At 61.6% G+C, this 25,146-nt stretch carries 21 protein-coding genes; 14 read left to right on the top strand and 7 right to left on the bottom strand.

Annotated features, from left to right (window positions below):
• The first annotated feature begins 116 nt into the window (after window positions 1-116).
• Window positions 117-2,681, top strand: a complete 2,565-nt coding sequence (gene clpB, locus EGJ86_RS11165; RefSeq protein ID WP_125835150.1) for an ATP-dependent chaperone ClpB — start codon at window positions 117-119, stop codon at window positions 2,679-2,681.
• Between the two features lie 301 nt (window positions 2,682-2,982).
• On the opposite strand, the gene dld is transcribed toward clpB, so the two are convergent.
• From dld to EGJ86_RS11150, 3 genes are all read right to left on the bottom strand, one after another.
• Entirely contained in the window at window positions 2,983-4,701 is a 1,719-nt protein-coding gene (dld, locus tag EGJ86_RS11160) for a D-lactate dehydrogenase (protein ID WP_125835149.1), read from the bottom strand.
• 4 nt (window positions 4,702-4,705) lie between these two features.
• Window positions 4,706-5,845: an FMN-dependent L-lactate dehydrogenase LldD gene (gene lldD / locus EGJ86_RS11155; protein ID WP_099526119.1), complete on the bottom strand. Its 1,140-nt coding sequence runs from the start codon at window positions 5,843-5,845 to the stop codon at window positions 4,706-4,708.
• A gap of 83 nt (window positions 5,846-5,928) precedes the next feature.
• Window positions 5,929-7,623: an L-lactate permease gene (locus EGJ86_RS11150; protein ID WP_125835148.1), complete on the bottom strand. Its 1,695-nt coding sequence runs from the start codon at window positions 7,621-7,623 to the stop codon at window positions 5,929-5,931.
• A 295-nt stretch (window positions 7,624-7,918) separates the two neighbouring features.
• On the opposite strand from EGJ86_RS11150, the gene EGJ86_RS11145 reads away from it, so the two are divergent.
• Window positions 7,919-8,686, top strand: a complete 768-nt coding sequence (locus EGJ86_RS11145) for an FCD domain-containing protein (protein WP_106735373.1) — start codon at window positions 7,919-7,921, stop codon at window positions 8,684-8,686.
• 56 nt (window positions 8,687-8,742) lie between these two features.
• Here the strand turns inward: EGJ86_RS11145 and smpB are convergent, their stop codons facing one another.
• Window positions 8,743-9,225: an SsrA-binding protein SmpB gene (gene smpB, locus EGJ86_RS11140; RefSeq protein WP_125835147.1), complete on the bottom strand. Its 483-nt coding sequence runs from the start codon at window positions 9,223-9,225 to the stop codon at window positions 8,743-8,745.
• A gap of 127 nt (window positions 9,226-9,352) precedes the next feature.
• Here smpB and EGJ86_RS11135 point away from each other — a divergent pair, with 127 nt between their 5' ends.
• Genes EGJ86_RS11135 through EGJ86_RS11125 form a run of 3 tightly spaced genes read left to right on the top strand, consistent with a single transcriptional unit; the run spans window position 9,353 to window position 11,504 of the window.
• Window positions 9,353-10,756, top strand: coding sequence for a sodium-dependent transporter (locus EGJ86_RS11135; protein WP_099526115.1), 1,404 nt, complete (start codon window positions 9,353-9,355; stop codon window positions 10,754-10,756).
• Window positions 10,757-11,191, top strand: coding sequence for a type II toxin-antitoxin system RatA family toxin (locus EGJ86_RS11130; RefSeq protein WP_055987035.1), 435 nt, complete (start codon window positions 10,757-10,759; stop codon window positions 11,189-11,191). It begins immediately after the preceding gene.
• Window positions 11,184-11,504, top strand: coding sequence for an RnfH family protein (locus EGJ86_RS11125; protein WP_125835146.1), 321 nt, complete (start codon window positions 11,184-11,186; stop codon window positions 11,502-11,504). Before EGJ86_RS11130 ends, EGJ86_RS11125 begins: the two co-directional genes overlap by 8 nt.
• A 79-nt stretch (window positions 11,505-11,583) precedes the next feature.
• On the opposite strand, the gene EGJ86_RS11120 is transcribed toward EGJ86_RS11125, so the two are convergent.
• Window positions 11,584-12,102, bottom strand: a complete 519-nt coding sequence (locus tag EGJ86_RS11120; RefSeq protein ID WP_099526113.1) for an outer membrane protein assembly factor BamE — start codon at window positions 12,100-12,102, stop codon at window positions 11,584-11,586.
• A gap of 94 nt (window positions 12,103-12,196) precedes the next feature.
• On the opposite strand from EGJ86_RS11120, the gene fur reads away from it, so the two are divergent.
• On the top strand, window positions 12,197-12,601 hold the full coding sequence (fur, locus tag EGJ86_RS11115; RefSeq protein WP_003240531.1) for a ferric iron uptake transcriptional regulator: 405 nt from the start codon (window positions 12,197-12,199) through the stop codon (window positions 12,599-12,601).
• Window positions 12,602-12,706: 105 nt separating this feature from the next.
• Here fur and recN read toward each other — a convergent pair whose 3' ends face one another.
• Entirely contained in the window at window positions 12,707-14,383 is a 1,677-nt protein-coding gene (recN, locus tag EGJ86_RS11110; RefSeq protein WP_125835145.1) for a DNA repair protein RecN, read from the bottom strand.
• 38 nt (window positions 14,384-14,421) lie between these two features.
• Between recN and grpE the strand changes: the two genes are divergently transcribed.
• From grpE to EGJ86_RS11070, 8 genes are all read left to right on the top strand, one after another.
• On the top strand, window positions 14,422-15,111 hold the full coding sequence (gene grpE / locus EGJ86_RS11105; protein ID WP_305965126.1) for a nucleotide exchange factor GrpE: 690 nt from the start codon (window positions 14,422-14,424) through the stop codon (window positions 15,109-15,111).
• A gap of 99 nt (window positions 15,112-15,210) precedes the next feature.
• Complete coding sequence (gene dnaK / locus EGJ86_RS11100) at window positions 15,211-17,127, top strand: molecular chaperone DnaK (RefSeq protein WP_099526110.1); 1,917 nt, start codon at window positions 15,211-15,213, stop codon at window positions 17,125-17,127.
• Window positions 17,128-17,262: 135 nt separating this feature from the next.
• Window positions 17,263-18,390 carry a molecular chaperone DnaJ gene (gene dnaJ, locus EGJ86_RS11095; RefSeq protein ID WP_092377437.1) on the top strand — a complete coding sequence of 376 codons (1,128 nt, stop codon included), beginning with the start codon at window positions 17,263-17,265 and terminating at the stop codon, window positions 18,388-18,390.
• A 48-nt stretch (window positions 18,391-18,438) separates the two neighbouring features.
• A complete protein-coding gene (dapB, locus tag EGJ86_RS11090; protein WP_125835143.1) occupies window positions 18,439-19,242 on the top strand; it encodes a 4-hydroxy-tetrahydrodipicolinate reductase in 804 nt (267 codons plus the stop codon).
• Between the two features lie 190 nt (window positions 19,243-19,432).
• The gene (carA, locus tag EGJ86_RS11085) at window positions 19,433-20,581 is read left to right on the top strand and encodes a glutamine-hydrolyzing carbamoyl-phosphate synthase small subunit (protein ID WP_125835142.1); all 1,149 of its coding nucleotides are present in this window, start codon (window positions 19,433-19,435) and stop codon (window positions 20,579-20,581) included.
• 36 nt (window positions 20,582-20,617) lie between these two features.
• Window positions 20,618-23,839 carry a carbamoyl-phosphate synthase large subunit gene (carB, locus tag EGJ86_RS11080; RefSeq protein ID WP_125835141.1) on the top strand — a complete coding sequence of 1,074 codons (3,222 nt, stop codon included), beginning with the start codon at window positions 20,618-20,620 and terminating at the stop codon, window positions 23,837-23,839.
• Window positions 23,836-24,312 (top strand): transcription elongation factor GreA, encoded by a 477-nt coding sequence (gene greA / locus EGJ86_RS11075; RefSeq protein WP_099526106.1) that lies wholly within the window; start codon window positions 23,836-23,838, stop codon window positions 24,310-24,312. The genes carB and greA overlap by 4 nt, the downstream gene beginning before the upstream one ends.
• Window positions 24,290-24,730: a DUF4149 domain-containing protein gene (locus EGJ86_RS11070; RefSeq protein ID WP_099526105.1), complete on the top strand. Its 441-nt coding sequence runs from the start codon at window positions 24,290-24,292 to the stop codon at window positions 24,728-24,730. Before greA ends, EGJ86_RS11070 begins: the two co-directional genes overlap by 23 nt.
• Before the next feature lie 72 nt (window positions 24,731-24,802).
• Here the strand turns inward: EGJ86_RS11070 and yhbY are convergent, their stop codons facing one another.
• Window positions 24,803-25,114, bottom strand: coding sequence for a ribosome assembly RNA-binding protein YhbY (yhbY, locus tag EGJ86_RS11065; RefSeq protein ID WP_017675336.1), 312 nt, complete (start codon window positions 25,112-25,114; stop codon window positions 24,803-24,805).
• Between the last annotated feature and the right edge of the window lie 32 nt (window positions 25,115-25,146).

The following is a 25,146-nucleotide window of genomic DNA, read 5'->3' as shown; positions in this document are numbered from 1 at the left end:
GGATCAAATCGCCTTGTCTTGAATACGGCGTAATCGTCCTTATCTAGTCTGCATCTGAGCGAGTTTCTTTTTTCGGGGAAGTTGTCCCGGCTCGCCATCCTGGAGGAAGGACATTTATGCGTATCGATCGTTTGACCAGCAAGCTGCAACTTGCACTCTCCGATGCCCAATCCCTGGCGGTGGGCATGGATCATGCTGCCATCGAGCCGCTGCACTTGATGCAGGCGCTGCTCGAGCAACAGGGCGGTTCGATCAAGCCGCTGCTGATGCAGGTCGGCTTCGACATCAACAGCCTGCGTCAGGGCCTGACCCGTGAACTGGATCAACTTGGCAAGCTGCAGAACCCCACGGGCGACATCAACCTGTCGCAGGACCTGGCACGTCTGCTCAACCAGGCCGACCGCCTGGCACAGCAGAAGGGCGACCAGTTCATTTCCAGCGAGCTGGTGTTGCTCGCCGCCATGGACGAGAGCAGCAAGCTAGGCAAGCTGCTGCTCGGTCAGGGTGTATCGAAGAAAGCCCTGGAGAATGCCATCGCCAACCTGCGCGGCGGCCAGGCCGTCAACGACCCTAATGTCGAGGAGTCGCGGCAGGCGCTGGACAAGTACACCGTCGACCTGACCAAGCGCGCTGAAGAAGGCAAGCTCGACCCGGTGATCGGCCGTGACGACGAGATTCGCCGGACCATCCAGGTGCTGCAGCGCCGTACCAAGAACAACCCGGTGCTGATCGGCGAGCCTGGCGTCGGCAAGACCGCCATCGCCGAAGGCCTGGCCCAGCGCATCATCAACGGCGAAGTGCCGGATGGCCTGAAGGACAAGCGCCTGCTGTCGCTGGACATGGGCTCACTGATCGCCGGTGCCAAGTTCCGCGGCGAGTTCGAAGAGCGCCTCAAGGCGGTGCTCAACGAACTGGGTAAGCAGGAAGGGCGCATCATCCTGTTCATCGACGAGCTGCACACCATGGTCGGCGCCGGTAAGGCCGAGGGCGCCATGGACGCTGGCAACATGCTCAAGCCGGCCCTGGCTCGTGGGGAGCTGCACTGTGTGGGCGCCACCACCCTGGATGAGTACCGCCAGTTCATCGAGAAGGACGCCGCGCTGGAGCGCCGCTTCCAGAAAGTACTGGTGGACGAGCCGAGCGAGGAAGACACCATCGCCATCCTGCGTGGCCTGAAAGAGCGCTACGAGGTGCACCACGGTGTGACCATCACCGACGGCGCGATCATCGCCGCGGCCAAGCTCAGCCATCGCTACATCACCGACCGCCAGTTGCCGGACAAGGCCATCGACCTGATCGACGAGGCGGCCAGTCGCATCCGCATGGAGATCGATTCCAAGCCGGAGGAGCTCGATCGCCTGGATCGTCGTCTGATCCAGCTGAAGATCGAGCGCGAGGCGCTGAAGAAGGAAGACGACGAGGCGACCAAGAAACGACTGGTCAAGCTGGAAGAGGATATCGTCAAGCTGGAGAAGGAATACGCCGACCTGGAGGAAATCTGGAAGTCGGAGAAAGCCGAAGTGCAAGGCTCAGCGCAGATCCAGCAACGCATCGAGCAGGCCAAGACCGAGCTGGAAGCCGCACGGCGCAAGGGCGATCTCAACCGCATGGCCGAACTGCAGTACGGCATCATTCCGGATCTGGAGCGCAGCCTGCAGATGGTCGATGCGCATGGCAAGAGCGAGAACCAGCTGCTGCGCAACAAGGTTACTGACGAGGAAATCGCCGAGGTGGTGTCCAAGTGGACGGGCATCCCGGTGAGCAAGATGCTTGAAGGCGAGCGCGAGAAACTGCTGAAGATGGAAGGCCTGCTGCACCAGCGGGTGATTGGCCAGAACGAGGCGGTGGTCGCTGTTTCCAACGCCGTGCGCCGTTCGCGCGCTGGGCTGGCCGACCCCAACCGTCCGAGTGGTTCGTTCCTCTTCCTCGGTCCGACCGGGGTGGGCAAGACCGAGCTGTGCAAGGCGCTGGCCGAGTTCCTCTTCGACACCGAAGAGGCGCTGGTACGCATCGATATGTCCGAGTTCATGGAGAAGCACAGCGTTGCCCGCCTGATTGGTGCACCGCCCGGTTATGTCGGCTATGAAGAGGGTGGTTATCTGACCGAGGCCGTGCGCCGCAAGCCCTATTCGGTGGTGCTGATGGACGAGGTGGAGAAGGCGCACCCGGATGTGTTCAACGTGCTGCTGCAGGTACTTGAAGACGGTCGCCTGACCGACAGCCATGGCCGCACCGTGGACTTCAAGAACACCGTGATCGTGATGACCTCCAACCTCGGCTCGGCGCAGATTCAGGAGTTGGTCGGCGACAAGGAAGCGCAGCGCGCGGCGGTGATGGATGCGGTGAGCAGCCACTTCCGCCCCGAGTTCATCAACCGTATCGACGAAGTGGTGGTATTCGAGCCGCTGGGCCGTGAGCAGATCGCCGGCATCGCCGAGATCCAGTTGCAGCGTCTGCGTGGCCGTCTGGCCGAGCGTGAGCTGAGCCTGGAGCTGACGCCAGAGGCGCTCGACAAGCTGATCGCCGTTGGTTACGACCCGGTGTATGGCGCACGTCCGCTCAAGCGTGCGATCCAGCGCTGGATCGAGAACCCGCTGGCGCAGCAGATACTCTCTGGCGATTTCGCCCCGGGGGCGGTAGTGCATGCCAAGGTCGATGGCGAAGAGATCGTATTCGCCTGATCGAGTGTCGCGTTAAAACATAGGCCCGCCAAATCGGCGGGCCTTTGCTTTCGTAGCCGTAGGGAAAAGGGGAGAACCCGTAGGGCGTACTCGGCTTTGGCTTCCTGCGTCGCTCTACCTCCTGCATCCATGCAGTCGTCGCGAAGCAGTACGCCGGTCGTTGTGCTGCCAGGCCCTGGCATGGCCCGGCGGGCTGCTCGCTGCGCGCGTGAGGCCGCCCTACGCTAATCCGTAGGAGCGGCTTCAGCCGCGATTTTCCTCGTTCGAGTCTGAAGCCGCTCCTGCATAAAGGTTCAGCGTCCTAGCAACAACCACCCCAATGCTTCTTCTTCGAGGTATGGCCGATGCCAGGGTTGAAGGTGTTGGTCGGGTCGAGTTCGCGGTAGAAACCGGCCAGCGCCGGCTTGGCCACGTACAGGTGGCCAACGTTGTGCTCGGCCGGGTACTCGGCTTGGCGAGCGTCCAGCAGCTTCCACATGCGGTGTTCCATCACGATCGGGTCGATGCCCTTCTTGACGATATAGTCCTGATGGAACACGTGGCAGAAGAAGTGCCCGTAGTAGAGCTTGTGGATGATCTGCTCTTCCATCTCGGCAGGCAGCGTCTCGACCCAGTCGCGGTCGTTGCGGCGCAGGGCGATGTCCAGGGCGAGGATGTCCTCGACGCTGCTGCGGTGCGACTCGCGGTAGCGGATCGCCGCGCCGGCCACGGCGAAGCGATGCAGGAAGGCTTTGCGCCCCTCATCGGCATCGCACTCGAAATAGGCACCGCTGTCACTGCCAGTGAAATACTCGGTCAGGAAGCTGCGGGTCTGTTCCAGCGTGTCGTTGGAAACGCGCACCAGCAGGTGATGCTCGAAACGGTCACGGTACTCGCGCATGCGTTGCGGTAGGTGGCTGGGCAGCAGGTTCATCAGGGCCTGGATCATCTTGTCGGTCACGCCACGCAGGCCGAAGCGCTCGAAGAAACCGTCCACGCGGCTCTTCATGGCGAAGGCGGCCGGCACCTTGGACGTGCCGAATTTGTCGATCACCAGGAAGGTGTCCTTGCCGTACTTCTCGCCGATGTCGAATGCCGTGCGATGGATGTATTCCCCGGCAATCGGCAGGCGTGGCAGCTTGGCCAGCAGGTGGCGGCGCACTTCGGTGAGATCGTGCGGGTCGTTGCTGCCGATGTAGAACACCGTGCTCGGCTCTTTCGGGAAGGTGTCCAGGCGCACGGCGAACAGGCACAGCTTGCCAGCCGAACCGGAGGCTTCGAACAGGCGCGACGGGTCGGCATTGAAGCGCGCGGGGGTGTCGGCGTCGATGTCGCGCACATGTTCGCCGTAGCGCGCATCGGAGGCCTTGGCGGTGTCCTCGTTGCGTACCTGCTGCGGTGTGTAGTCGCCGTTCTGCAGGCGGGTGAGAATTTCCTCCGGATCGTTGCCCAGCTCGATGCCCAGATGGTTGACCAGCTCCAGCGAGCCGTCATCTTTCACCTGCGCATACAGCGCCAGCTCGGTGTAGGCCGGGCCGCGACGCACCAGGGCGCCGCCGGAGTTGTTGCAGATACCGCCGAGTACCGAGGCGCCGATGCAGGACGAGCCGATCACCGAATGCGGTTCGCGATTCAGTGGCGCCAAGGCCTGTTCCAGGCGATCCAGGGTCGCGCCCGGCAGGCACACCACCTGCTGCCCATCGTTGATCAGTTGTACGCCGGTGATCCGCAGGGTGCTGATCAGCACGATCTCGCGGTCGTAGTCGGCGCCATCCGGGGTCGAGCCTCCGGTCAGGCCGGTATTGGCTGCCTGCATGATGACGATGCGGTCGGCCGCCACTGCCGCCTGCAGGATGCGCCACTGCTCCAGCAGCGAAGCGGGGCGTACCACGGCCAGGACGTTGCCCTCACCGGTGCGGTGGCCCTTGCGGAAGCGCCGCGTGCTTTGTTCGTCGGTCAGCACATGACTGCTGCCGACGATCTGGCGCATCTGCGTCAGCAGAGCGTCGCGGTTAATGGCGGGCGTGACGGCGGCAGTCATTGGCTCAGCGCTCCTTTACCAGCAGGTCCGAGGTGATTTCGGCGATGGATTTGGCGCCAGTCAGCACCATGGCCACGCGCATTTCCTTCTCGATCAGGTCGAGCAGGTTGCTCACGCCCGCACCACCGGCAGCGGCCAGGGCATAGAGGAAGGCACGACCGAGCAGCACGGTGTCGGCGCCCTGGGCGATCATCCGCACTACGTCGAGGCCGGTGCGGATACCGGAGTCAGCGAGGATTTTCAGGTCACCCTTGACCGCATCGGCGATGGCCGGCAAGGCGCGGGCGCTGGACAGCACCCCGTCGAGCTGACGACCGCCATGGTTGGAAACGATGATGCCGTCGGCGCCGAAAGTGACCGCATCGCGGGCGTCTTCCGGATCGAGGATGCCTTTGATTACCATTGGGCCGTCCCAGAAGTCGCGGATCCATTCCAGGTCCTTCCAGGAGATCGACGGGTCGAAGTTGGCGCCCAGCCAGCCGATGTAGTCGGCCAGGCCGGTCGGGTTGCCGCGGTAGGCGGAGATATTGCCCAGGTCATGCGGCTTGCCCATCAGGCCGACGTCCCAGGCCCACTGCGGGTGAGTCATCGCTTGCAGCATGCGGCGCAGTGCGGCGTTCGGGCCGCTCATGCCGGAGTGGGCGTCACGGTAGCGGGCGCCGGGCACCGGCATGTCTACGGTGAACACCAGCGTCGAGCAGCCGGCGGCTTTGGCGCGCTCCAGGGCATTTTTCATGAAGCCGCGATCTTTCAGCACGTAGAGCTGGAACCACATCGGTCGGTCGATGGCCGGTGCCACTTCCTCGATCGGGCACACCGACACGGTGGACAGGGTGAAGGGAATACCCTTGGCCGCTGCTGCCTTGGCCGCCTGAACTTCGCCACGGCGAGCGAACATGCCGGTCAGGCCAACCGGTGCCAGGCCTACCGGCATCGACATCTTCTCGCCGAACAGCTCGGTGGACAGGTCCAGCTCGGACATGTTCTTCAGCACGCGCTGGCGCAGTTCGATGTCCGACAGATCAGCTACGTTGCGGCGCAGCGTGTGCTCGGCGTAAGCGCCGCCATCGGCGTAGTGGAACAGGAAGGGCGGCAGCTTGCGTTGAGCGGCAGCGCGGTAGTCGGTCGAGGCAGAAATGATCATGGGCTCATCCTGTTGCTGGAAAAGGGAAAGCGTAGCCTGATGGCAAATGCCCCGACGATGTCGGGGCGTTCACTACCAGTCGATCAGTGAGTCATCAGCGGATCGCTGACGCCCAGTACGTAGATCGCGACCATCGCGATGATGCCGGTGAACAGCAGGTAGTACAGCGTCGGCCAGATGGTCTTGCGCAGGGTACTGCCTTCGCGGCCGAGCAGGCCAACGGTAGCCGAGGCTGCAACCACGTTATGGATTGCCACCATGTTGCCGGCGGCGGCACCCACGGCCTGGACCGCGACGATCAGCGCGCTGGAGATACCCAAGCTGCTGGCCACGCCGAACTGAAATTGGCTGAACATCATGTTGCTGACGGTGTTGGAACCAGCGATGAAGGCCCCCAGGGCACCGATGCTTGGAGCCAGCATCGGATAGATGCCGCCAACGCTGTCGGCCACCCAGCGCGCCATGAGAATCGGCATGCTGGCCAGTTCGGCACCGTTGACGCCGGAGTTGATCAGGATGCGCACCATCGGCACGGTGAACAGCAGCACGAAGCCGGCGCTGAGCAGCACGCTGGAGGATTCCTTCACCGCCTTGCCCAAGTCACGCACCTTCATGCCGTGTAGGAAGAAGGTGGCCAGCACCACGGCGACCAGAATGCCGCCCGGCAGGTACAGTGGTTGGAAGTTGGCGCTGACGCCGGCTTCGCCGAGCAGGTCCGGGAAGTTCACCACCACGGCCTTCAGCGCGTTGCCTACTTCCGGGAAAACACGGCTGATCACCAGCAGTGCGCCGACCAGCACATAGGGCAGCCAGGCGCGCAGTGCGCTCATCGGTTTGGCGGTCAGTTCGTCCAGCTTCATCTCGACGGTGCCCAGCCATTCGCTCGGCCACTTGTCCGCCGGGGCGAAGTCCCAGGTCTTTTTCGGCACCAGGAAGCCGAAGCGGGCGGCGCTGGTGACGATGGCCAGGCCGATCAGGCCGCCCAGCAGCGATGGGAATTCCGGGCCGAGGAAGACGCCGGTGAAGACGTACGGCACGACGAAGGCCAGTCCGGCGAAAATCGCGAACGGCAGTACTTCCAGACCGGCTTTCCAGCTTTTCTCCTGACCGAAGAAACGGGTCAGCATCATTGCCATGATGACCGGCATGACCACGCCGACGGTGGCATGGATGATTGCCACTTCACTGGTGATCAACTGCAGGAACTGCGCCCAGGACGAACCCTGCTCGACCAGCTGCGCACCGATGGTGGCAGTGTCCAGACCGGTATTGAGGCCGACGATGATCGGCGTACCGACGGCGCCGAAGGAGACCGGCGTGCTTTGTACCAGCATGCCCATCAACACGGCGGCCATGGCCGGAAAACCGATGGCAACCAGCAGCGGGGCAGCGATGGCGGCCGGTGTACCAAAGCCCGAGGCGCCCTCGATGAAGCAGCCGAACAACCAGGCGATGATGATGGCCTGGATGCGGCGGTCAGGACTGATGGTGGTGAAGCCGGCACGTATGGCGGTGATACCACCAGAGTGCTTGAGGGTATTGAGCAGCAGGATGGCGCCGAAAATGATCCACAGCAGGCCGAGAGTGATCAACAAGCCTTGCAGGGTGGAGGCCAGGACGCGATTGAGGGTCATATCCCAGGCGAACAGACCGACGGCGGCAGTCACCAGGTAGACCAGAGGCATGGCGTGTTTGGCCGGCCAGCGCAGGCCGATCAGCAGAACGGCGGCAAGCAGAATCGGCGAGAACGCCAGCAGGGCGAGAATTCCGTTGGACATTGGGTCTTACTCCACACGAGCGCGCAGCGGGCGCGGCAGGGATGAGGCGTGATCGAACAGGCTTGCAGCGCATAGGGCTGTCATGGCGTGACCTCGATGGTTTGTTGTTCTTGTTGGTTAAATTGGTAATACCAATTTACAATTAAGCGAGGTCAGGTTAAAAGTTGCTCAATTGACTGTCAAATCGAGTGGCTAAGACTTTGGTCGTAGAGTGCCTGCTTGTTCAGCGAAAGGGCGCGCTATAGGCTTGCCTCTTGAGGCTTTCGGCCTGGTCAAACCAATGGAGATGTCGGTGATGGAAGTAGGTCAGGTGCGGCAGCGTCGTCTCTCCGATGACATCGTCGCGCAACTGGAAACCATGATTCTCGAAGGCACCTTGCGTGCCGGTGAGAGGCTGCCCGCAGAACGTGCGTTGGCCGAGCAGTTCGGCGTGTCTCGCCCGTCCCTGCGTGAAGCGATCCAGAAGTTGGTAGCCAAGGGGCTGCTGATCAGTCGCCAGGGTGGCGGTAACTATGTAGCTGAATCGCTCGGCTCGACTTTCAGCGACCCGCTACTGCAACTGCTGGAGCACAAGGAAGATGCCCAGCGTGACCTGCTGGAATTCCGCCATACGCTGGAAGGCTCCTGCGCCTACTACGCGGCCAGGCGCGCCACCGATATCGACCGGCAGCGCCTCACCGAAGCGTTCGAAGCCTTACAGGATTGCTACGCGCGAGTCGGCAAGGTGACTCGTGCCGAGGAGGGGGCGGCCGATGCGCGCTTTCACCTGGCGATTGCCGAGGCCAGTCATAACGCGGTGCTGCTGCACACCATCCGTGGTCTGTTCGACTTGCTCAAGCGCAACGTGGTGACCAACATCGGCGGCATGTATGCCCAGCGTGAGGAGACCCGCGACATGCTGATCGGGCAGCACCGCGCGTTGTACCAGGCGATCATCGAAGGTCGTGCGGAGGATGCTCGCGAGCTTTCCAACCAGCACATCGACTATGTGCAGGAAGTGCTCTCGGAAGTGCAGCTGGAAGCCCAGCGTGTGGCGCGTGCGCAGCGCCGGCTAGGCTTGTAAGAAACAACGAGCCCAGGCGATCAATCATCACCCGGGCTACGAAGTGGGGAGGATGTTCAGTCTTCCTTGCCCTTGCTGCGCATCGCGCGCTGAACTTCGCGGTCGGCGTCGCGTTCCTTCTCGGTGTGGCGCTTGTCGAAGTCTTTCTTGCCCTTGGCCAGGGCAATTTCGCATTTGACCAGATGCTGCTTCCAGTACAGCGACAGTGCCACGGCGGTGTAGCCCTTCTGCTGTACCGAGCCGAACAGCTTTTCCAGCTCGCGCTTGTTCAGCAGCAGCTTGCGCGTGCGGGTCGGGTCGGCGATGACGTGAGTGCTGGCGGTTTTCAAGGGCGTGATGTGGCAGCCCATCAACCAGGCTTCATCGTCCTTGAGCAGCACGTAGCTGTCGACCAGCTGTGCCTTGCCGGCACGCAGGCTCTTCACTTCCCAGCCGGACAGCACCAGGCCGGCATCGAACTTGTGTTCGATGAAATAGTCATGCAGCGCCTTTTTGTTCAGCGCGATGGTGCCTTGAGGATGTTTCTTTTGCTTAGCCATAGGGCGCGCATTATAGGGAGTCGTCCGCGCCTGCGCCATGGGGCGTTACCGAGCCAAACTTGAGCCCATGCCGCTAATCTCCGACAATGTGCGATCTTTTTTCCCGCAGTATGGGGTCTTGGCCGTAATGGCGAGCGACAAAGTTTCGATTCACGGTGCCTGGGCCAGTCGCTGGGTATTCATCCTGGCGGCGACCGGCTCGGCGGTCGGTCTCGGCAATATCTGGAAGTTCCCCTATATGACAGGGGTCTATGGCGGCGGTGCGTTCGTCGTCATGTACCTGTTCTGCATTGCCCTGGTGGGTGTGCCGATCATGCTGGCAGAAACCATGATCGGCCGCCGCGGCCGGCAGAGCCCGGTCAATGCGATGAAGAGCCTGGCGATCGAAGCCGGAGCCTCCAAGCACTGGTCGCTGGCTGCGCTGATGGGCATGGTCGCCGCGCTACTGATTCTGTCCTTCTACAGTGTGGTGGCAGGTTGGTCGCTGGATTACATCATCGGTATGGGCCGTGGCGACTTCACCGGTATCAGCGCCGATGGCGCAGGTGCGGCGTTCGGCGGTCTGACCTCCGACCCGTGGCGCCTGACCCTGTGGCACAGCCTGTTCATGCTGATCACTGCGTTCGTCATCGCCAAGGGAGTGGTGGCAGGCCTGGAGCGCAGCTTGCGTATCATGATGCCGCTGCTGTTCGTGCTGCTGCTGGTGCTGCTGGGTTACAGCTTCACCACCGGACATTTCCGCGAAGGTTTCGATTTCCTCTTTCATTTCGATCCGAGCAAGGTGCAGGACGGCATCCTCGCTGCCATGGGCCATGCGTTCTTTACCCTGAGCGTGGGTGTCGGCTCGATCATGGTCTACGGCGCCTACATGCCGAAGAAGGCTTCGATCGGCGCCACGGTACTGACCGTTGGCGTGCTCGATACCCTGGTGGCGTTGACGGCGGGGCTGGCGCTGTTCCCCATCGTCTTTGCCGCCGGTCTGGAGCCGGGTGGTGGCCCGGGGCTGATGTTCGTCACGCTGCCGATTGCCTTCGGCAATATCGCCTTCGGTCAGGTGATGGGGTTGATCTTCTTCGTACTGGTGGCCGTTGCCGCATGGAGCTCCTCAATCTCCATGCTGGAGCCGGCCGTGGCCTACTTCGTCGAGAAAACCGGGCGCAGCCGCGCGCAGGTAACCGCCGCGCTGGCGCTGCTGTGCTGGCTGGTGGGGATGGGTACGGTACTGTCGTTCAACCTCTGGGCCGAGGCCAAGTTCTTCGTTTTCGCCGAGGATGGTTTCCATCTGCTGCAGTGGGGCGCCGAAGGCGGCAAGACCTTCTTCGACAGCATCGATTACCTCACCAGCCGTATTCTGCTGCCGCTGGGCGGTCTGGCTTTCGCCATGTTCGCCGGTTGGGTGTTGAGCCGTGACGCTGTGCGTGACGAGCTGTCCATCAGAAGCCCGCTGCTGTTCAATCTGGCCCTCTGGCTGATTCGCGTCGTGGCGCCAATCGGCGTCCTGATCGTTTTCATCGCGGAGCTGAGCAAGTAAATGGCTACTCGAATCCAGCGCTCGGCGTTACTGCCTTATCCGGCGCAGGCACTGTTTGATCTCGTCAACGATGTTGCCGGTTACCCGCAGTTTCTGCCCTGGTGCCGCGCCAGTGAGGTATTGGAGGTCAGCGAGACGCATATGCTGGCCAGCCTCGAAGTGGCCAAAGGCAGCATCGGTCAGCGCTTCGTCACGCGCAATGTGCTGCAGCCTGGACAGCGCATCGAGATGAATCTGCAGGAAGGACCTTTCACCAGTCTCCATGGCGTTTGGGAGTTCAAGGCGCTGGGTGACAAGGCCTGCAAGATCAGCCTGGACCTGACCTTCGACTACGCCGGGCCGCTGGTGCGTGCCACGCTTGGGCCGCTGTTCAATCAGGCGGCCAATACCATGGTCGATGCCTTCTGCCAGCGAGCCAAGCAGTTGTATGGATAAGCCCAGAATTGCCATTGAGGTGGTCTACGCCCTTGCCGAGCGGCAGAAGCTGCTGCGCTTGTCCGTACCGGCCGGCACCACGGTGCGCGAGGCTGCACTGCGTTCTGGTATGCAGCAGTTATTTCCGGAACTGGATCTGAGCCAGGCGCCGCTGGGCATTTTTGGCAAGGCGGTAGGCAAACCGGAAGAGCGAGTGCTGGAGGAAGGCGAGCGCGTCGAGATCTATCGGCCGCTGATCGCCGACCCGAAGGAAGTACGCAAGCAGCGTGCGGCCAAAGCCAAGGCCAGGGAAGAGGGCGAAGAACCGGCGTGATGATGGCGCGTCGGTAGACTAGCCAGGCGCCAGATGCGAAAAAGCCCGGATTCGATCCGGGCTTTTTAGTGTCCGCGTATTACTGCGGATTGGTGTCCAGCGGCTCAGGTGTCGGTACCGGGACGGTTTCGACCTGATCCACCTCGCGCTGGATCTGCTCCAGCAACGAGCCGGGCGCTGGCGGCGTTTCATCCTGTGGTTTGGCTTGCGGCTGGGCACTGCTGGTGTCGCCGCCTTCGCCCATGATCGCCTGGTCACGGCTTACGCCGGGCATGAAGTCGCCGGCCAGGCCAACCAGCTGGTCGCTGCCGTCGAACACCAGGCTGACGCGTTCCTGCAGGCGCTGACGGCCGCCAGGCTGGATGCTGTACAGATAATCCCAGCGATCGGCATGGAAGGTGTCGGTGATCAGCGGGTTACCCATGATAAACCGCACTTGGCGTCGGGTCATTCCCGGGCGCAGCTGGTCTATCATGTCCTGTGTCACGACATTGCCCTGTTGAATGTCGATCTTGTAAACCCCGGGGAATGAACAACCGGCGAGTGCGAAGAGCCCGGTCAGCGACAGGCTGGTCAGCAAGAGCTTGGTTTTTTGCATCGGAGGGTGACTTCCACTATCTTGGGCAACTTGAACCCCGGATCATACCCGTATTGAAGGGTGCTGCGAAGCAGCATCCATGAGAAAGCAGACCATGGTTGAAAATAACGAACTGCGCAAAGCTGGACTGAAGGTGACTCTGCCACGAGTCAAAATCCTGCAAATGCTGGATAACGCCGAGCACCGCCACATGAGCGCGGAGGATGTCTACAAAGCGCTGATGGAGGCCGGTGAAGACGTTGGCCTGGCCACCGTATACCGCGTCCTGACTCAGTTCGAGGCCGCTGGCCTGGTGGTGCGTCACAACTTCGATGGCGGCCATGCCGTATTCGAACTGGCTGACAGCGGCCATCACGACCATATGGTCTGCGTCGACTCCGGCGAAGTGATCGAATTCTTCGACGCCGAGATCGAGAAGCGCCAGAAGGAAATCGTCAAGGAGCACGGTTTCGAGCTGGTTGACCACAACCTGGTGCTGTACGTGCGCAAGAAGAGCTGATTCTTCTGCGGCAAGCAAAAAGGCGACCCTCGGGTCGCCTTTTTGCTTTGTCATTGTTCGGTTGTAATCGGGGGGCTGCCGGATTGCATCCGCGCTAGGCGTGTCTTACGCCGCCTGGGCGCTGGTGACCATCTTGCGCGCGTGAGCCAGGGATTCCTCGGTCAGGTCGACGCCACCGAGCATGCGGGCGATCTCCTCGACACGGCCGCTTTCGTCCAGCTTGCTCACTGCGGTAGAGGTGGCGTCTTCGCCGCGGCGTTTGTGCACGAACAGATGCTGGTGGCCCTGTGCGGCGACTTGCGGCAGGTGAGTGACGCAAAGCACCTGGCCACGTTCGCCGAGACGGCGTAACAGCTGGCCGACCACTTCTGCGGTTGGGCCGCCGATACCGACGTCCACTTCGTCGAATACCAGGGTCGGTACGCGCGAGGTCTGTGCGGTGATCACCTGAATCGCCAGGCTGATGCGTGACAGTTCACCGCCAGATGCCACCTTGGCCAGGCCGCGTAGCGGCTGACCAGGGTTGGCGCTGACCAGAAATTCCACTGTCTCCAGGCCGCTTGCGTGTGGTTCTTCGCTGCTCATGGCTTGGAGTTGAATATTGAAGCGACCGCCGGGCATGCCCAGAGCCTGCATTTCCTGCTCTACGGCTGCGGCCAGGCGCTCGGCAGCATTGCTGCGCAGAATGCTGAGCTCGGCTGCTTTCTCCTGGTAGTGGCGCTCATAGGCGGCCAGTTCCTCGGCCAGGCGTTCGCTGGCCTGATCGTCGGCATTCAGGCCTTCGATCTCATCGAACAATTGCTGCTGCAGGGCGGCCAGTTCGGCTGGTTGAATACGGTGCTTGCGGGCCAGGGTGTAGATGGTGTCCAGGCGCTCTTCGAGAAACTGCTGACGCTCTGGGTCGGCGTCGAAGTGATCGAGGAAGCGGTTTAGCTCACCGACTGCTTCCTCTACCTGGATCTGCGCACTGGCCAGCAAGTTGCTGGCTTCGTTCAAGGTGCCGCCCTGACCGCCAAAGGCGCCTAGGCGGTTGAGGCTGGCGGTCAGCGCCGACAGCACGTTGCCGGCATCGCTTTCGCTACACAAATCGAGCACTTGGCGACAGGCCGCGAGCAGCGCTTCAGCATTGCTCAGCGCTTTGTGTTCCTGTTCCAGTTGCTCCAGTTCGTTGTCGCCCAGCGCCAAATTTTCCAGTTCTTCCAGTTGGTAGCTGAGCAACTGGTGGCGAGCGCGTTGCTCGTCGCTCTGGCTGGAGATGCGTTCAAGTTCGTTGCGTGTTTGCTTCCAGCGTTGCGCCGCGAGTTGCACCTGGCGCGCGAGGTCCTGGCTGCCGGCGTATTCGTCGAGCAGGCGGCGATGGGTGTCGGTCTTGAGCAGCGACTGATGTTCGTGCTGGCTGTGGATATCGATGATCAGTTCGCCAAGGGCCTTGAGATCGGCCTGCGGGCAGGGGCTGCCATTGATATAGCCGCGCGAGCGGCCCTCGGCGGTAATCACCCGGCGCAGGATGCACGGGCCGTCGCTGTCCAGGTCGCGCTCGGCAAGCCAGGTGCGGGCTTCGGGAATGTCCGCCAGATCGAAGCTGGCGAGAATGTCCGCCTTGTCACTGCCTGGGCGCACCACGCCGCTGTCAGCACGATCGCCCAGGCACAGGCCGAGGGCGTCGAGCATGATCGACTTGCCGGCACCGGTCTCGCCGCTGATGGCGCTCATGCCGGCATCCAGCTCGAGATCCAGGTGGTCGACGATGGCGTAGTTGTGAATGGACAGGTGCACCAGCATGGCGAACGCTCCCGAATTGATGTCTGGTTATTTATACAGTGTTTTTTCTTTTCCTGGCAATCCTCGTCTATCGCCCCTTGAAAGCTGTGGAATTGACTCCATATAGGCGGCAGGAGCGCGAGTCGGTATCGCGCCAGTTTTTTCGAGAGGAGAAAGGCATGGCTGACGAACAGACCCTGGATACGCAGAATCCCGAAGCGCAGGCAGCGGAAGCTGTGGCGCCGAGTGACGACCTGGCTGCTCGCGTGCAAACGCTGGAAGAGCAACTGGCCACTGCGCAGGATCAGTCGCTGCGCATGGCTGCCGACCTGCAGAACGTGCGTCGCCGCGCAGAGCAGGATGTGGAAAAGGCGCACAAGTTTGCGCTGGAAAAATTCGCCGGCGACCTGCTGCCGGTAATCGACAGCCTGGAGCGTGGCCTGGAGCTGTCCAGCCCTGACGATGTATCGATCAAGGCCGTACGTGAAGGTATGCAGCTGACCCTCAAGCTGTTCCACGACACTCTGGCTCGCTACAACCTGGAAGCCATCGACCCGCACGGCGCGCCGTTCAACCCGGAGCACCACCAGGCCATGGCCATGGAAGAGAGCATTCATACCGAGCCGAATTCGGTGCTCAAGGTGTTCCAGAAGGGCTATCTGCTCAACGGTCGTCTGCTGCGCCCGGCCATGGTCGTGGTCAGCAAGGCACCAACCACGCCGCCGCCGAGTATCGACGAGCAGGCTTGAAATCAGCTGTAACGACCCCACTTTTAAGTCAAGCGTTTTAGTGCTGCCGGCGCCTGAGAAACGAGGCGACGGAAAAATCAAAGTTTCGGGAGAACATTCATGGGCAAAATTATCGGTATCGACCTGGGGACCACCAACTCCTGCGTCTCCATTCTGGAAAACGGCAACGTCAAGGTAATCGAGAACGCCGAAGGCGCTCGTACCACGCCGTCCATCATCGCTTATGCCAATGACGGTGAAATTCTCGTCGGTCAGTCGGCCAAGCGTCAGGCGGTGACCAATCCGCACAACACCCTGTATGCGGTGAAGCGTCTGATCGGTCGTCGTTTCGACGAAGAAGTCGTGCAGAAAGACATTCAGATGGTGCCGTACAAGATCGCCAAGGCGGACAACGGTGATGCCTGGGTCGAAGTGAACGGCCAGAAGATGGCACCGCCGCAAATCTCGGCTGAAATTCTCAAGAAGATGAAGAAGACCGCCGAAGACTATCTCGGCGAAGCAGTCACCGAGGCGGTGATCACCGTCCCGGCATACTTCAATGACAGCCAGCGTCAGGCTACCAAGGATGCTGGTCGTATCGCCGGTCTGGACGTCAAGCGCATCATCAACGAGCCGACTGCGGCTGCGCTGGCCTACGGGATGGACAAGGCCAAGGGCGACCACACCGTGATCGTCTATGACCTGGGTGGCGGTACCTTCGACGTGTCGGTGATCGAGATCGCTGAAGTCGATGGCGAGCACCAGTTCGAAGTGTTGGCTACCAACGGCGACACCTTCCTCGGTGGTGAGGACTTCGACATTCGTCTGATCGATTACCTCGTCGACGAATTCAAGAAAGAAACCGGCATGAACCTCAAGGGTGACCCGCTGGCCATGCAGCGCCTGAAGGAAGCCGCAGAGAAGGCCAAGATCGAGCTGTCCTCGAGCCAGCAGACCGACGTCAACCTGCCGTATATCACTGCAGATGCCACCGGTCCGAAGCACCTGAACGTGAAGATCTCCCGCTCCAAGCTGGAGTCGCTGGTCGAGGATCTGGTGCAGCGCACCATCGAGCCTTGCCGTATCGCGCTGAAAGATGCTGGTGTCGACGTCGGTTCTATCAACGATGTGATTCTGGTCGGTGGTCAGACCCGCATGCCGCTGGTGCAGAAGCTGGTGACCGAGTTCTTCGGCAAGGAACCGCGCAAGGACGTCAACCCGGACGAAGCCGTTGCCATGGGCGCAGCCATTCAGGGCGCCGTTCTGGCTGGTGACGTCAAGGACGTACTGCTGCTCGACGTGTCCCCGCTGACCCTGGGTATCGAAACCATGGGCGGCGTGATGACTGCGCTGATCGAGAAGAACACCACCATCCCGACCAAGAAGTCGCAGGTGTTCTCCACTGCCGATGACAACCAGAGCGCCGTGACCATTCACGTGCTGCAAGGTGAGCGCAAGCAGGCCGCGCAGAACAAGTCGCTGGGCAAGTTCGACCTTGCCGAGATTCCGCCGGCTCCGCGTGGCGTGCCGCAAATCGAAGTGACCTTCGATATCGATGCCAACGGCATCCTGCACGTGTCCGCCAAGGACAAGGCCACTGGCAAGCAGCAGTCCATCGTGATCAAGGCCAACTCTGGTCTGTCCGATGACGAAATCGAGCGTATGGTGCGTGACGCCGAGGCCAACGCCGAGGAAGACCGCAAGTTCGAAGAGCTGGCCACCGCGCGTAACCAGGGCGATCAACTGGTGCATGCCACTCGCAAGATGCTCACCGAGGCGGGCGACAAGGCCACTGCCGACGAGAAGGCGGCCATCGAGAAAGCCATTGGCGAACTGGAAGTGGCTGTGAAAGGCGACGACAAGGAGGCCATCGAAGCCAAGATGAACGCGCTGTCCGAGGCCACCACGCCGCTGGCGCAGAAGATGTATGCCGAGCAGCCGCAGGGTGGTGCTGCCCAGGCTGACGCTGGCGACGCCAAGGATGCCGGTGACGACGTGGTCGACGCTGAGTTCGAAGAGGTCAAGGAGAACAAGTAAGGGATGCGGCCTGCTCGGCAGGCCGCCTCTTCTTTACGCTCCACCGTCGCTCGCGACGGGCAGGATTCGCCGCGCGGGAGCCTTCTCCCGCGTCGGCGTATCTGGAGCTCACGAATCTGAGAGTGCAGCACAACTATGGCAAAACGTGACTATTACGAGATCCTGGGGGTCGAGCGCGGCGCTAGTGAAGCCGAGCTGAAGAAGGCCTATCGGCGCCTGGCGATGAAATATCACCCGGACCGCAACCCGGACGACAAAGACGCCGAAGAGAAATTCAAGGAGGCCAACGAGGCCTACGAAGTACTTTCTGATGCGGCCAAGCGTTCGGCCTACGACCAATACGGCCACGCCGGGGTCGACCCGCAGATGGGTGGCGGCGGTGGCGCTGGTTTCGGCGGCGCCAACTTCTCCGATATCTTCGGTGACGTGTTCAGCGACTTCTTCGGCGGTGCTCGCGGCGGCTCGCGTGGCGGTGCCCAGCGCGGCTCGGATCTGCGCTACACCCTTGAGCTGGATCTGGAAGAAGCGGTGCGCGGCACCACCGTGACCATCCGTGTACCGACCCTGGTCGGTTGCAAGACCTGCGATGGCTCGGGTGCCAAGAAGGGCACCAGCCCGGTGACCTGTACTACGTGCGGTGGTATCGGTCAGGTGCGCATGCAGCAGGGTTTCTTCTCCGTGCAGCAGACCTGCCCGCGCTGTCATGGCAGCGGCAAGATGATCACCGACCCGTGCGGCAGCTGCCATGGCCAGGGGCGCGTGGAAGAGAGCAAGACCCTGTCGGTCAAGGTGCCGCCAGGTGTCGATACCGGTGACCGCATTCGCCTGTCTGGCGAGGGTGAGGCCGGCACGCATGGCGGCCCGGCCGGTGACCTGTATGTGGTGGTCAACGTCCGTGAACATGCGATCTTCCAGCGTGATGGCAAGCATCTGTACTGCGAAGTACCGATCAGCTTTGCCGATGCGGCACTGGGTGGCGAGCTGGAAGTGCCGACCCTCGATGGTCGGGTCAAGCTGAAGATCCCCGAAGGTACCCAGACTGGCAAACTGTTCCGCTTGCGCGGCAAGGGCGTGGCACCTGTTCGTGGTGGTGCGGCTGGTGATCTGATGTGCCGGGTGGCGGTGGAAACGCCGGTCAACCTGAACAAGCGTCAGCGCGAGCTGCTCGAGGAGTTCCGCAAGTCGCTGCAGGGTGACGATTCCCACTCGCCCAAGGCCAGTGGCTGGTTCGAAGGCGTGAAGCGCTTCTTCGGCGACGTTTAATCGCAACGCGCCCCGGTGGATGCCGGGGCGACAGCTTGGAGCTGATGTATGCAACGTATTGCAGTGATGGGCGCCGCCGGGCGTATGGGCAAGACCCTGATCGAGGCCGTCAGTCAGGCCGAGGGTGCCAAGCTCAGTGCCGCCATCGACCGTGCTGACAGCAGCCTGATCGGTGCAGATGCTGGTGAACTGGTCGGTCTGGGCAAGATCGGGGTAACCCTGGCGGGCGACCTGAGCGCCGTGATCGATGATTTCGACGTGCTGATCGACTTCACTCACCCGTCGGTGACGCTGAAGAATCTGGAAGTCTGCCGTCAGGCGGGCAAGGCCATGGTCATCGGCACCACGGGCTTCACGCCAGAAGAGAAACAGCAGCTCAGCGAAGCTGCCAGGCAGATCCCTATCGTTTTCGCCGCCAACTTCAGCGTCGGAGTCAACCTGTGCCTGAAGTTGCTCGATACTGCAGCTCGCGTATTGGGTGATGACGTGGATATCGAGATCATCGAAGCCCACCATCGGCACAAGGTCGATGCACCGTCCGGTACCGCACTGCGCATGGGCGAAGTGGTTGCCAATGCACTGGGGCGTGATCTGCAGAAGGTCGCCGTCTACGGCCGTGAAGGTCAGGCCGGTGCGCGTGAGCGTGAAACCATTGGCTTCGCCACCGTGCGTGCCGGTGACGTGGTGGGTGACCACACCGTGCTGTTCGCCGCCGATGGCGAGCGTGTCGAGATCACGCACAAGGCCTCCAGCCGCATGACTTTCGCCAAGGGCGCAGTGCGTTCTGCGCTGTGGCTGCAGCAGCGTTCGCCGGCGCTTTACGACATGCAGGACGTGTTGGGCCTGCGTTGATGCGAATGTGTGACTGAGGCGTCTTATCGGGTGGACCGAAAAAGGGTTTTCCTGTAAGCTTCCTGTTTTAGTGTGTCCACTAAAAGTTACGCAGAATGGCTCAAATAAAAAAGCGGGATGACCTTCACACGTCATCCCGCTTTTTTACAACCTGCGTTTGCTTCAAGCCTTGATCGAGACGGAGGTCTTCTTGACTAAGCCAGCCCCCAAACCTGCCATTTTGGCCCTTGCTGACGGCAGCATTTTTCGCGGCGATTCCATCGGGGCCGATGGCCAGACGATTGGAGAGGTGGTGTTCAACACCGCCATGACCGGCTATCAGGAAATCCTTACCGATCCATCCTATGCCCAGCAGATCGTTACCCTGACTTACCCGCACATCGGCAACACCGGCACCACGCCGGAAGATGCCGAGTCCAACCGCGTATGGGCCGCTGGCCTGATCATTCGTGACCTGCCGCTGATCTCCAGCAACTGGCGCGACAAGCAGCCGCTGGACGAGTACCTGAAAGCCAACGGCACCGTCGCCATCGCTGGTATCGATACTCGCCGCCTGACTCGCATCCTGCGCGAAAAAGGTTCGCAGAACGGCTGCATCCTGGTCGGTGACGACGCCACCGAAGAGAAAGCACTGGAACTGGCGCGCAGCTTCCCGGGCCTCAAGGGCATGGACCTGGCCAAGGTCGTCAGCTGCACCGAGCGCTACGAGTGGCGCGAAAGCACCTGGAATCTGAAGGACGATAGGCACCCGGAAATCCCGGCCAGCGAACTGCCTTATCATGTGGTCGCCTACGACTACGGCGTGAAGCTGAACATCCTGCGCATGCTGGTCGAGCGTGGCTGCCGTCTGACCGTGGTGCCGGCGCAAACTCCGGCCAGCGACGTGCTGGCGCTCAATCCTGATGGCGTGTTCCTGTCTAACGGCCCTGGCGATCCCGAGCCTTGCGACTACGCGATCCAGGCGATCAAGGACGTGCTGGAAACCGATATCCCGGTATTCGGCATCTGCCTCGGCCACCAGCTGCTGGCCCTGGCCTCTGGCGCCAAGACCCTGAAAATGGGCCATGGCCACCACGGTGCCAACCACCCGGTACAGGATCTCGACAGCGGCGTGGTGATGATCACCAGCCAGAACCACGGTTTCGCCGTGGACGAAAGCAGCCTGCCGAGCAATGTGCGCGCGATTCACAAGTCGCTGTTCGACGGCACCCTGCAGGGCATCGAGCGTACCGACAAGGACGCCTTCAGCTTCCAGGGTCACCCCGAGGCGAGCCCCGGCCCGCACGACGTGGCGCCGCTGTTCGACCGCTTCATCGAAGCCATGGCCAAGCGCCGTTAAGCCCCGCCGACTGACCCAAGGATTCGAGTAACCGCTATGCCAAAACGTACAGACATCAAAAGCATCCTGATCCTCGGTGCTGGCCCCATCGTCATCGGCCAGGCCTGTGAGTTCGACTACTCCGGCGCCCAGGCCTGCAAGGCGCTGAAGGAAGAAGGGTTCCGCGTCATCCTGGTGAACTCCAACCCGGCCACCATCATGACTGACCCGTCGATGGCCGACGCCACCTATATCGAGCCGATCAAGTGGGCCACCGTGGCCAAGATCATCGAGAAGGAGCGCCCCGACGCCCTGCTGCCGACCATGGGTGGCCAGACCGCACTGAACTGCGCGCTGGACCTGGAGCGTCACGGCGTGCTGGAAAAGTTCGGCGTCGAGATGATCGGTGCCAACGCCGACACCATCGACAAGGCTGAAGACCGTTCGCGCTTCGACAAGGCGATGAAAGACATCGGCCTGGCTTGCCCGGTATCCGGCATTGCCCACAGCATGGAAGACGCTTACGGCGTCCTTGAAAAAGTCGGCTTCCCGTGCATCATCCGTCCGTCCTTCACCATGGGTGGCACCGGTGGTGGTATCGCCTACAACCGGGAAGAGTTCGAGGAAATCTGCGCCCGTGGTCTCGACCTGTCGCCGACCAGCGAGCTGCTGATCGACGAGTCGCTGATCGGCTGGAAGGAATACGAGATGGAGGTGGTCCGTGACAAGAAGGACAACTGCATCATCGTCTGCTCCATCGAGAACTTCGATCCGATGGGCGTGCACACCGGTGACTCGATCACCGTTGCCCCTGCTCAGACGCTGACCGACAAGGAATACCAGATCCTGCGTAACGCCTCGCTGGCGGTACTGCGTGAGATCGGCGTGGAAACCGGTGGCTCCAACGTGCAGTTCGGCATCTGCCCGAACACCGGTCGTATGGTCGTCATCGAAATGAACCCGCGTGTATCGCGCAGCTCGGCGCTGGCCTCCAAGGCCACCGGCTTCCCGATCGCCAAAATCGCCGCCAAGCTGGCTGTCGGTTACACCCTCGACGAACTGAGCAACGACATCACTGGCGGTCGTACCCCGGCGTCGGTCGAGCCGGCCATCGACTATGTGGTAACCAAGGTTCCGCGCTTCGCCTTCGAGAAATTCCCGAAAGCCGACGCCCGCCTGACCACTCAGATGAAGTCCGTCGGTGAAGTCATGGCCATCGGCCGTACCTTCCAGGAATCCATGCAGAAAGCCTTGCGGGGCCTGGAGGTCGGCGTTGCCGGCTTCGATCCGAAGCTCGACCTGAACGACCCGGAGGCTGAAAGCACTCTGCGTCGCGAGCTGACCGTGCCCAGCGCCGATCGTATCTGGTATGTGGCTGATGCCTTCCGCGCCGGCAAGACCGTCGCCGAAGTGTTCGAGCTGACCCGTATCGACGAGTGGTTCCTGGTGCAGATCGAAGATCTGATCAAGGACGAGGCTACCGTCGAGACCCTGGGTCTGTCGGCCATCGACCGCGACCTGATGTTCAAGCTCAAGCGCAAGGGCTTCTCCGATGCGCGCCTGGCCAAGCTGCTGGGTGTTTCCGAGAAGAGCCTACGTGCTCATCGCCACAAGCTGAAAGTGCTGCCGGTGTACAAGCGTGTGGACACCTGCGCCGCCGAATTTGCCACCGACACCGCCTACATGTACTCGACCTACGAGGAAGAGTGCGAAGCCAATCCGTCGAGCCGCGAGAAAATCATGATTCTCGGTGGCGGCCCCAACCGTATCGGCCAAGGCATCGAGTTCGACTACTGCTGCGTGCACGCTGCGCTGGCCATGCGTGAAGACGGTTACGAGACCATCATGGTCAACTGCAACCCGGAAACCGTCTCCACCGACTACGACACCTCCGATCGCCTGTACTTCGAGCCGGTGACCCTGGAAGACGTGCTGGAAATCGTCCGTGTCGAGCAGCCGAAAGGCGTCATCGTCCAGTACGGCGGCCAGACCCCGCTGAAGATCTGCCGCGCCCTGGAAGAAGCGGGCGTACCGATCATCGGCACCAGCCCTGAGGCCATCGACCGCGCCGAAGACCGCGAGCGCTTCCAGCAGATGGTGCAGCGCCTGAACCTGCGTCAGCCGGCCAACGCCACTGCACGCAGCGAAGATGAAGCACTGGCTCTGTCGAAGAACATCGGTTACCCGATGGTGGTGCGTCCGTCCTACGTACTGGGCGGCCGGGCGATGGAAATCGTCTACCAGGAAGAAGAACTCAAACGCTACATGCGCGAAGCGGTGAAGGTCTCCAACGACAGCCCGGTGCTGCTCGATCGCTTCCTCAACTGCGCCATCGAGGTGGACGTGGATGCGGTGTGCGACGGCGAGACCGTGGTGATCGGTGCGATCATGCAGCACATCGAACAGGCTGGCGTGCACTCCGGTGACTCCGCTTGCTCGTTGCCGCCGTACTCGCTGCCGATGCACATCCAGGACGAGATTCGCGAGCAGGTCAAGAAAATGGCCCTGGAGCTCGGCGTGGTCGGCCTGATGAACGTACAGATGGCTGTGCAGGGCGAGGACATATACGTCATCGAGGTGAACCCGCGCGCCTCGCGTACCGTGCCGTTCGTCTCCAAGTGCGTGGGCGAGTCCCTGGCCAAGGTGGCTGCTCGCGTCATGGCCGGCAAGAGCCTGGCCGAGGCCGGTTACAGCGAGGAAATCATCCCGCCGTTCTTCAGCGTCAAGGAAGCGGTGTTCCCCTTCGCCAAGTTCCCGGGTGTCGACCCGATCCTCGGCCCAGAGATGAAGTCCACCGGTGAGGTCATGGGTGTCGGTGACACCTTCGGCGAAGCCTTCGCCAAGGCTCAGTTGGGCGCCAGCGAAATCCTGCCGAACTCCGGTTGCGCGTTCATCAGCGTGCGTGAAGATGACAAGCCGGAAGCCGTTCAGGTCGCACGTGATCTGGTCGCACTGGGCTTCGAGGTGGTTGCCACTGCCGGTACCGCCAAGGTGATCGAGGCTGCCGGCCTGCCGGTACGCCGCGTGAACAAGGTGACCGAAGGCCGTCCGCACGTGGTCGACATGATCAAGAACGATGAAGTTACTCTGATCATCAATACCACCGAGGGGCGTCAGTCGATTGCTGACTCCTACTCGATCCGTCGTAACGCCCTGCAGCACAAGATCTACTGCACCACCACCATCGCGGCTGGTCAGGCGGTCTGTGAAGCGCTCAAGTTCGGTCCCGAGAAGACCGTGCGCCGGCTGCAGGATCTGCATGCAGGAATCAAGGCATGAACAAGTACCCCATGACCGTCCAGGGCGCTCGCGCCCTGGAAGAAGAGCTGGCGCACCTGACCAAGGTGGTGCGTCCGAAACTCAGCCAGGACATCGGTGAAGCCCGCGAGCTGGGCGATCTCAAGGAAAACGCCGAATACCATGCCGCGCGCGAGCAGCAGGGCATGGTCGAGGCGCGTGTGCGTGATATCGAAGGCCGTCTGCAGAACGCAGTGATCATCGACGTCACCAGCATCGAGCACACCGGCAAGGTGATCTTCGGCACCACGGTGGAAATCGCCAACGTCGAGACCGACGAAAGCGTGACCTACCAGATCGTTGGCGAAGACGAAGCTGACATCAAGCAGCGCAAGATCTCCGTCGGCTCACCTATCGCTCGTGCCCTGATCGGCAAGAGCGAGGGGGATGTGGTGGCGGTGCAGACCCCCAGCGGCCTGATCGAGTACGAGATTGTCGAAGTCCGTCATATCTAAACCGCAACAACCGTCGCGGGCGGCTGCCGTCAGTTGGCAGCTGGCCCAGACCCTCTGGGTTGGCGGTTTGTGGTTGCTGCAATTCGTCATCCTGCCAGCTATCGGTCAGGTTGGGCTGGCGCCGCTGCTGGTGCAGGAGATAGCCACGCGGCTGGTGCCGCTACTGGTCGGTCTGACAGCGGTATGCGTTGCGCTGCAGGCTTTTGCCTTGCTGCGAAGTGAGGGTCTGTCGAGTTTGTTGCGGGATATGCGTGGGCAACTGCTGCTGACCGTTGCGGCCATGGCCCTGAGCTACTTCGCTGTGTTGCAGTACTGGCCTGAGGTCGAGTACTGGTTGCGCTTCAGCTATCTGGTGATGGCATTTTGTGGGCTGTTGCTGGTGCTGCAGCCCGTGCCTGGGGCGCCGGTCAGGCGCTAACGACGCGTTCAGGCGCGAATTCATTCGCGATCAGGGCACGCCGTGCTTGCCCGTGATCGCGATGGAAGTGCCTCAACCCTGGTAACGAATGACGTTGGACAGGTTGCGATTCGGCTTGGGGTTCTTGCGATAGAGCAGGGCGACCTTGCCAATCGACTGGACCAGTTCAGCGCGTCCGCTCTCGCACAGGGCTACAATGGCGGCCTGGCGATCCTCGCGTTCGGTGAGGCGCAGTTGTACCTTGATCAGCTCGTGATCGTTCAGGGCGCGGTCCAACTCGGCCAGCACGCCCTCGGTCAAACCATTGTCAGCCACGATCAATACAGGTTTCAGGTGGTGGCCGATAGATTTGAATTGTTTCTTCTGCTCTTGAGTGAGCGGCATAATCGTTAGTACCTAATTCGGTCTGGAAAACG

Origin of the sequence: Pseudomonas sp. o96-267 (assembly GCF_003935465.1) — a bacterium.
Taxonomy (GTDB): Bacteria; Pseudomonadota; Gammaproteobacteria; order Pseudomonadales; family Pseudomonadaceae; genus Aquipseudomonas; species Aquipseudomonas sediminis.
Note: the sequence above shows the minus strand (reverse complement) of the source record. Positions and strands in the feature narration are given on the sequence as shown.

What these genes read in the sequence shown, in the direction of transcription:
- clpB (WP_125835150.1), top strand. Translation starts at nt 117, where the DNA reads ATGCGTATCGATCGTTTGACCAGCAAGCTGCAACTTGCACTCTCCGAT.
- dld (WP_125835149.1), bottom strand. Translation starts at nt 4,701, where the DNA reads ATGACTGCCGCCGTCACGCCCGCCATTAACCGCGACGCTCTGCTGACG.
- lldD (WP_099526119.1), bottom strand. Translation starts at nt 5,845, where the DNA reads ATGATCATTTCTGCCTCGACCGACTACCGCGCTGCCGCTCAACGCAAG.
- EGJ86_RS11150 (WP_125835148.1), bottom strand. Translation starts at nt 7,623, where the DNA reads ATGTCCAACGGAATTCTCGCCCTGCTGGCGTTCTCGCCGATTCTGCTT.
- EGJ86_RS11145 (WP_106735373.1), top strand. Translation starts at nt 7,919, where the DNA reads ATGGAAGTAGGTCAGGTGCGGCAGCGTCGTCTCTCCGATGACATCGTC.
- smpB (WP_125835147.1), bottom strand. Translation starts at nt 9,225, where the DNA reads ATGGCTAAGCAAAAGAAACATCCTCAAGGCACCATCGCGCTGAACAAA.
- EGJ86_RS11135 (WP_099526115.1), top strand. Translation starts at nt 9,353, where the DNA reads ATGGCGAGCGACAAAGTTTCGATTCACGGTGCCTGGGCCAGTCGCTGG.
- EGJ86_RS11130 (WP_055987035.1), top strand. Translation starts at nt 10,757, where the DNA reads ATGGCTACTCGAATCCAGCGCTCGGCGTTACTGCCTTATCCGGCGCAG.
- EGJ86_RS11125 (WP_125835146.1), top strand. Translation starts at nt 11,184, where the DNA reads ATGGATAAGCCCAGAATTGCCATTGAGGTGGTCTACGCCCTTGCCGAG.
- EGJ86_RS11120 (WP_099526113.1), bottom strand. Translation starts at nt 12,102, where the DNA reads ATGCAAAAAACCAAGCTCTTGCTGACCAGCCTGTCGCTGACCGGGCTC.
- fur (WP_003240531.1), top strand. Translation starts at nt 12,197, where the DNA reads ATGGTTGAAAATAACGAACTGCGCAAAGCTGGACTGAAGGTGACTCTG.
- recN (WP_125835145.1), bottom strand. Translation starts at nt 14,383, where the DNA reads ATGCTGGTGCACCTGTCCATTCACAACTACGCCATCGTCGACCACCTG.
- dnaK (WP_099526110.1), top strand. Translation starts at nt 15,211, where the DNA reads ATGGGCAAAATTATCGGTATCGACCTGGGGACCACCAACTCCTGCGTC.
- dnaJ (WP_092377437.1), top strand. Translation starts at nt 17,263, where the DNA reads ATGGCAAAACGTGACTATTACGAGATCCTGGGGGTCGAGCGCGGCGCT.
- dapB (WP_125835143.1), top strand. Translation starts at nt 18,439, where the DNA reads ATGCAACGTATTGCAGTGATGGGCGCCGCCGGGCGTATGGGCAAGACC.
- carB (WP_125835141.1), top strand. Translation starts at nt 20,618, where the DNA reads ATGCCAAAACGTACAGACATCAAAAGCATCCTGATCCTCGGTGCTGGC.
- greA (WP_099526106.1), top strand. Translation starts at nt 23,836, where the DNA reads ATGAACAAGTACCCCATGACCGTCCAGGGCGCTCGCGCCCTGGAAGAA.
- yhbY (WP_017675336.1), bottom strand. Translation starts at nt 25,114, where the DNA reads ATGCCGCTCACTCAAGAGCAGAAGAAACAATTCAAATCTATCGGCCAC.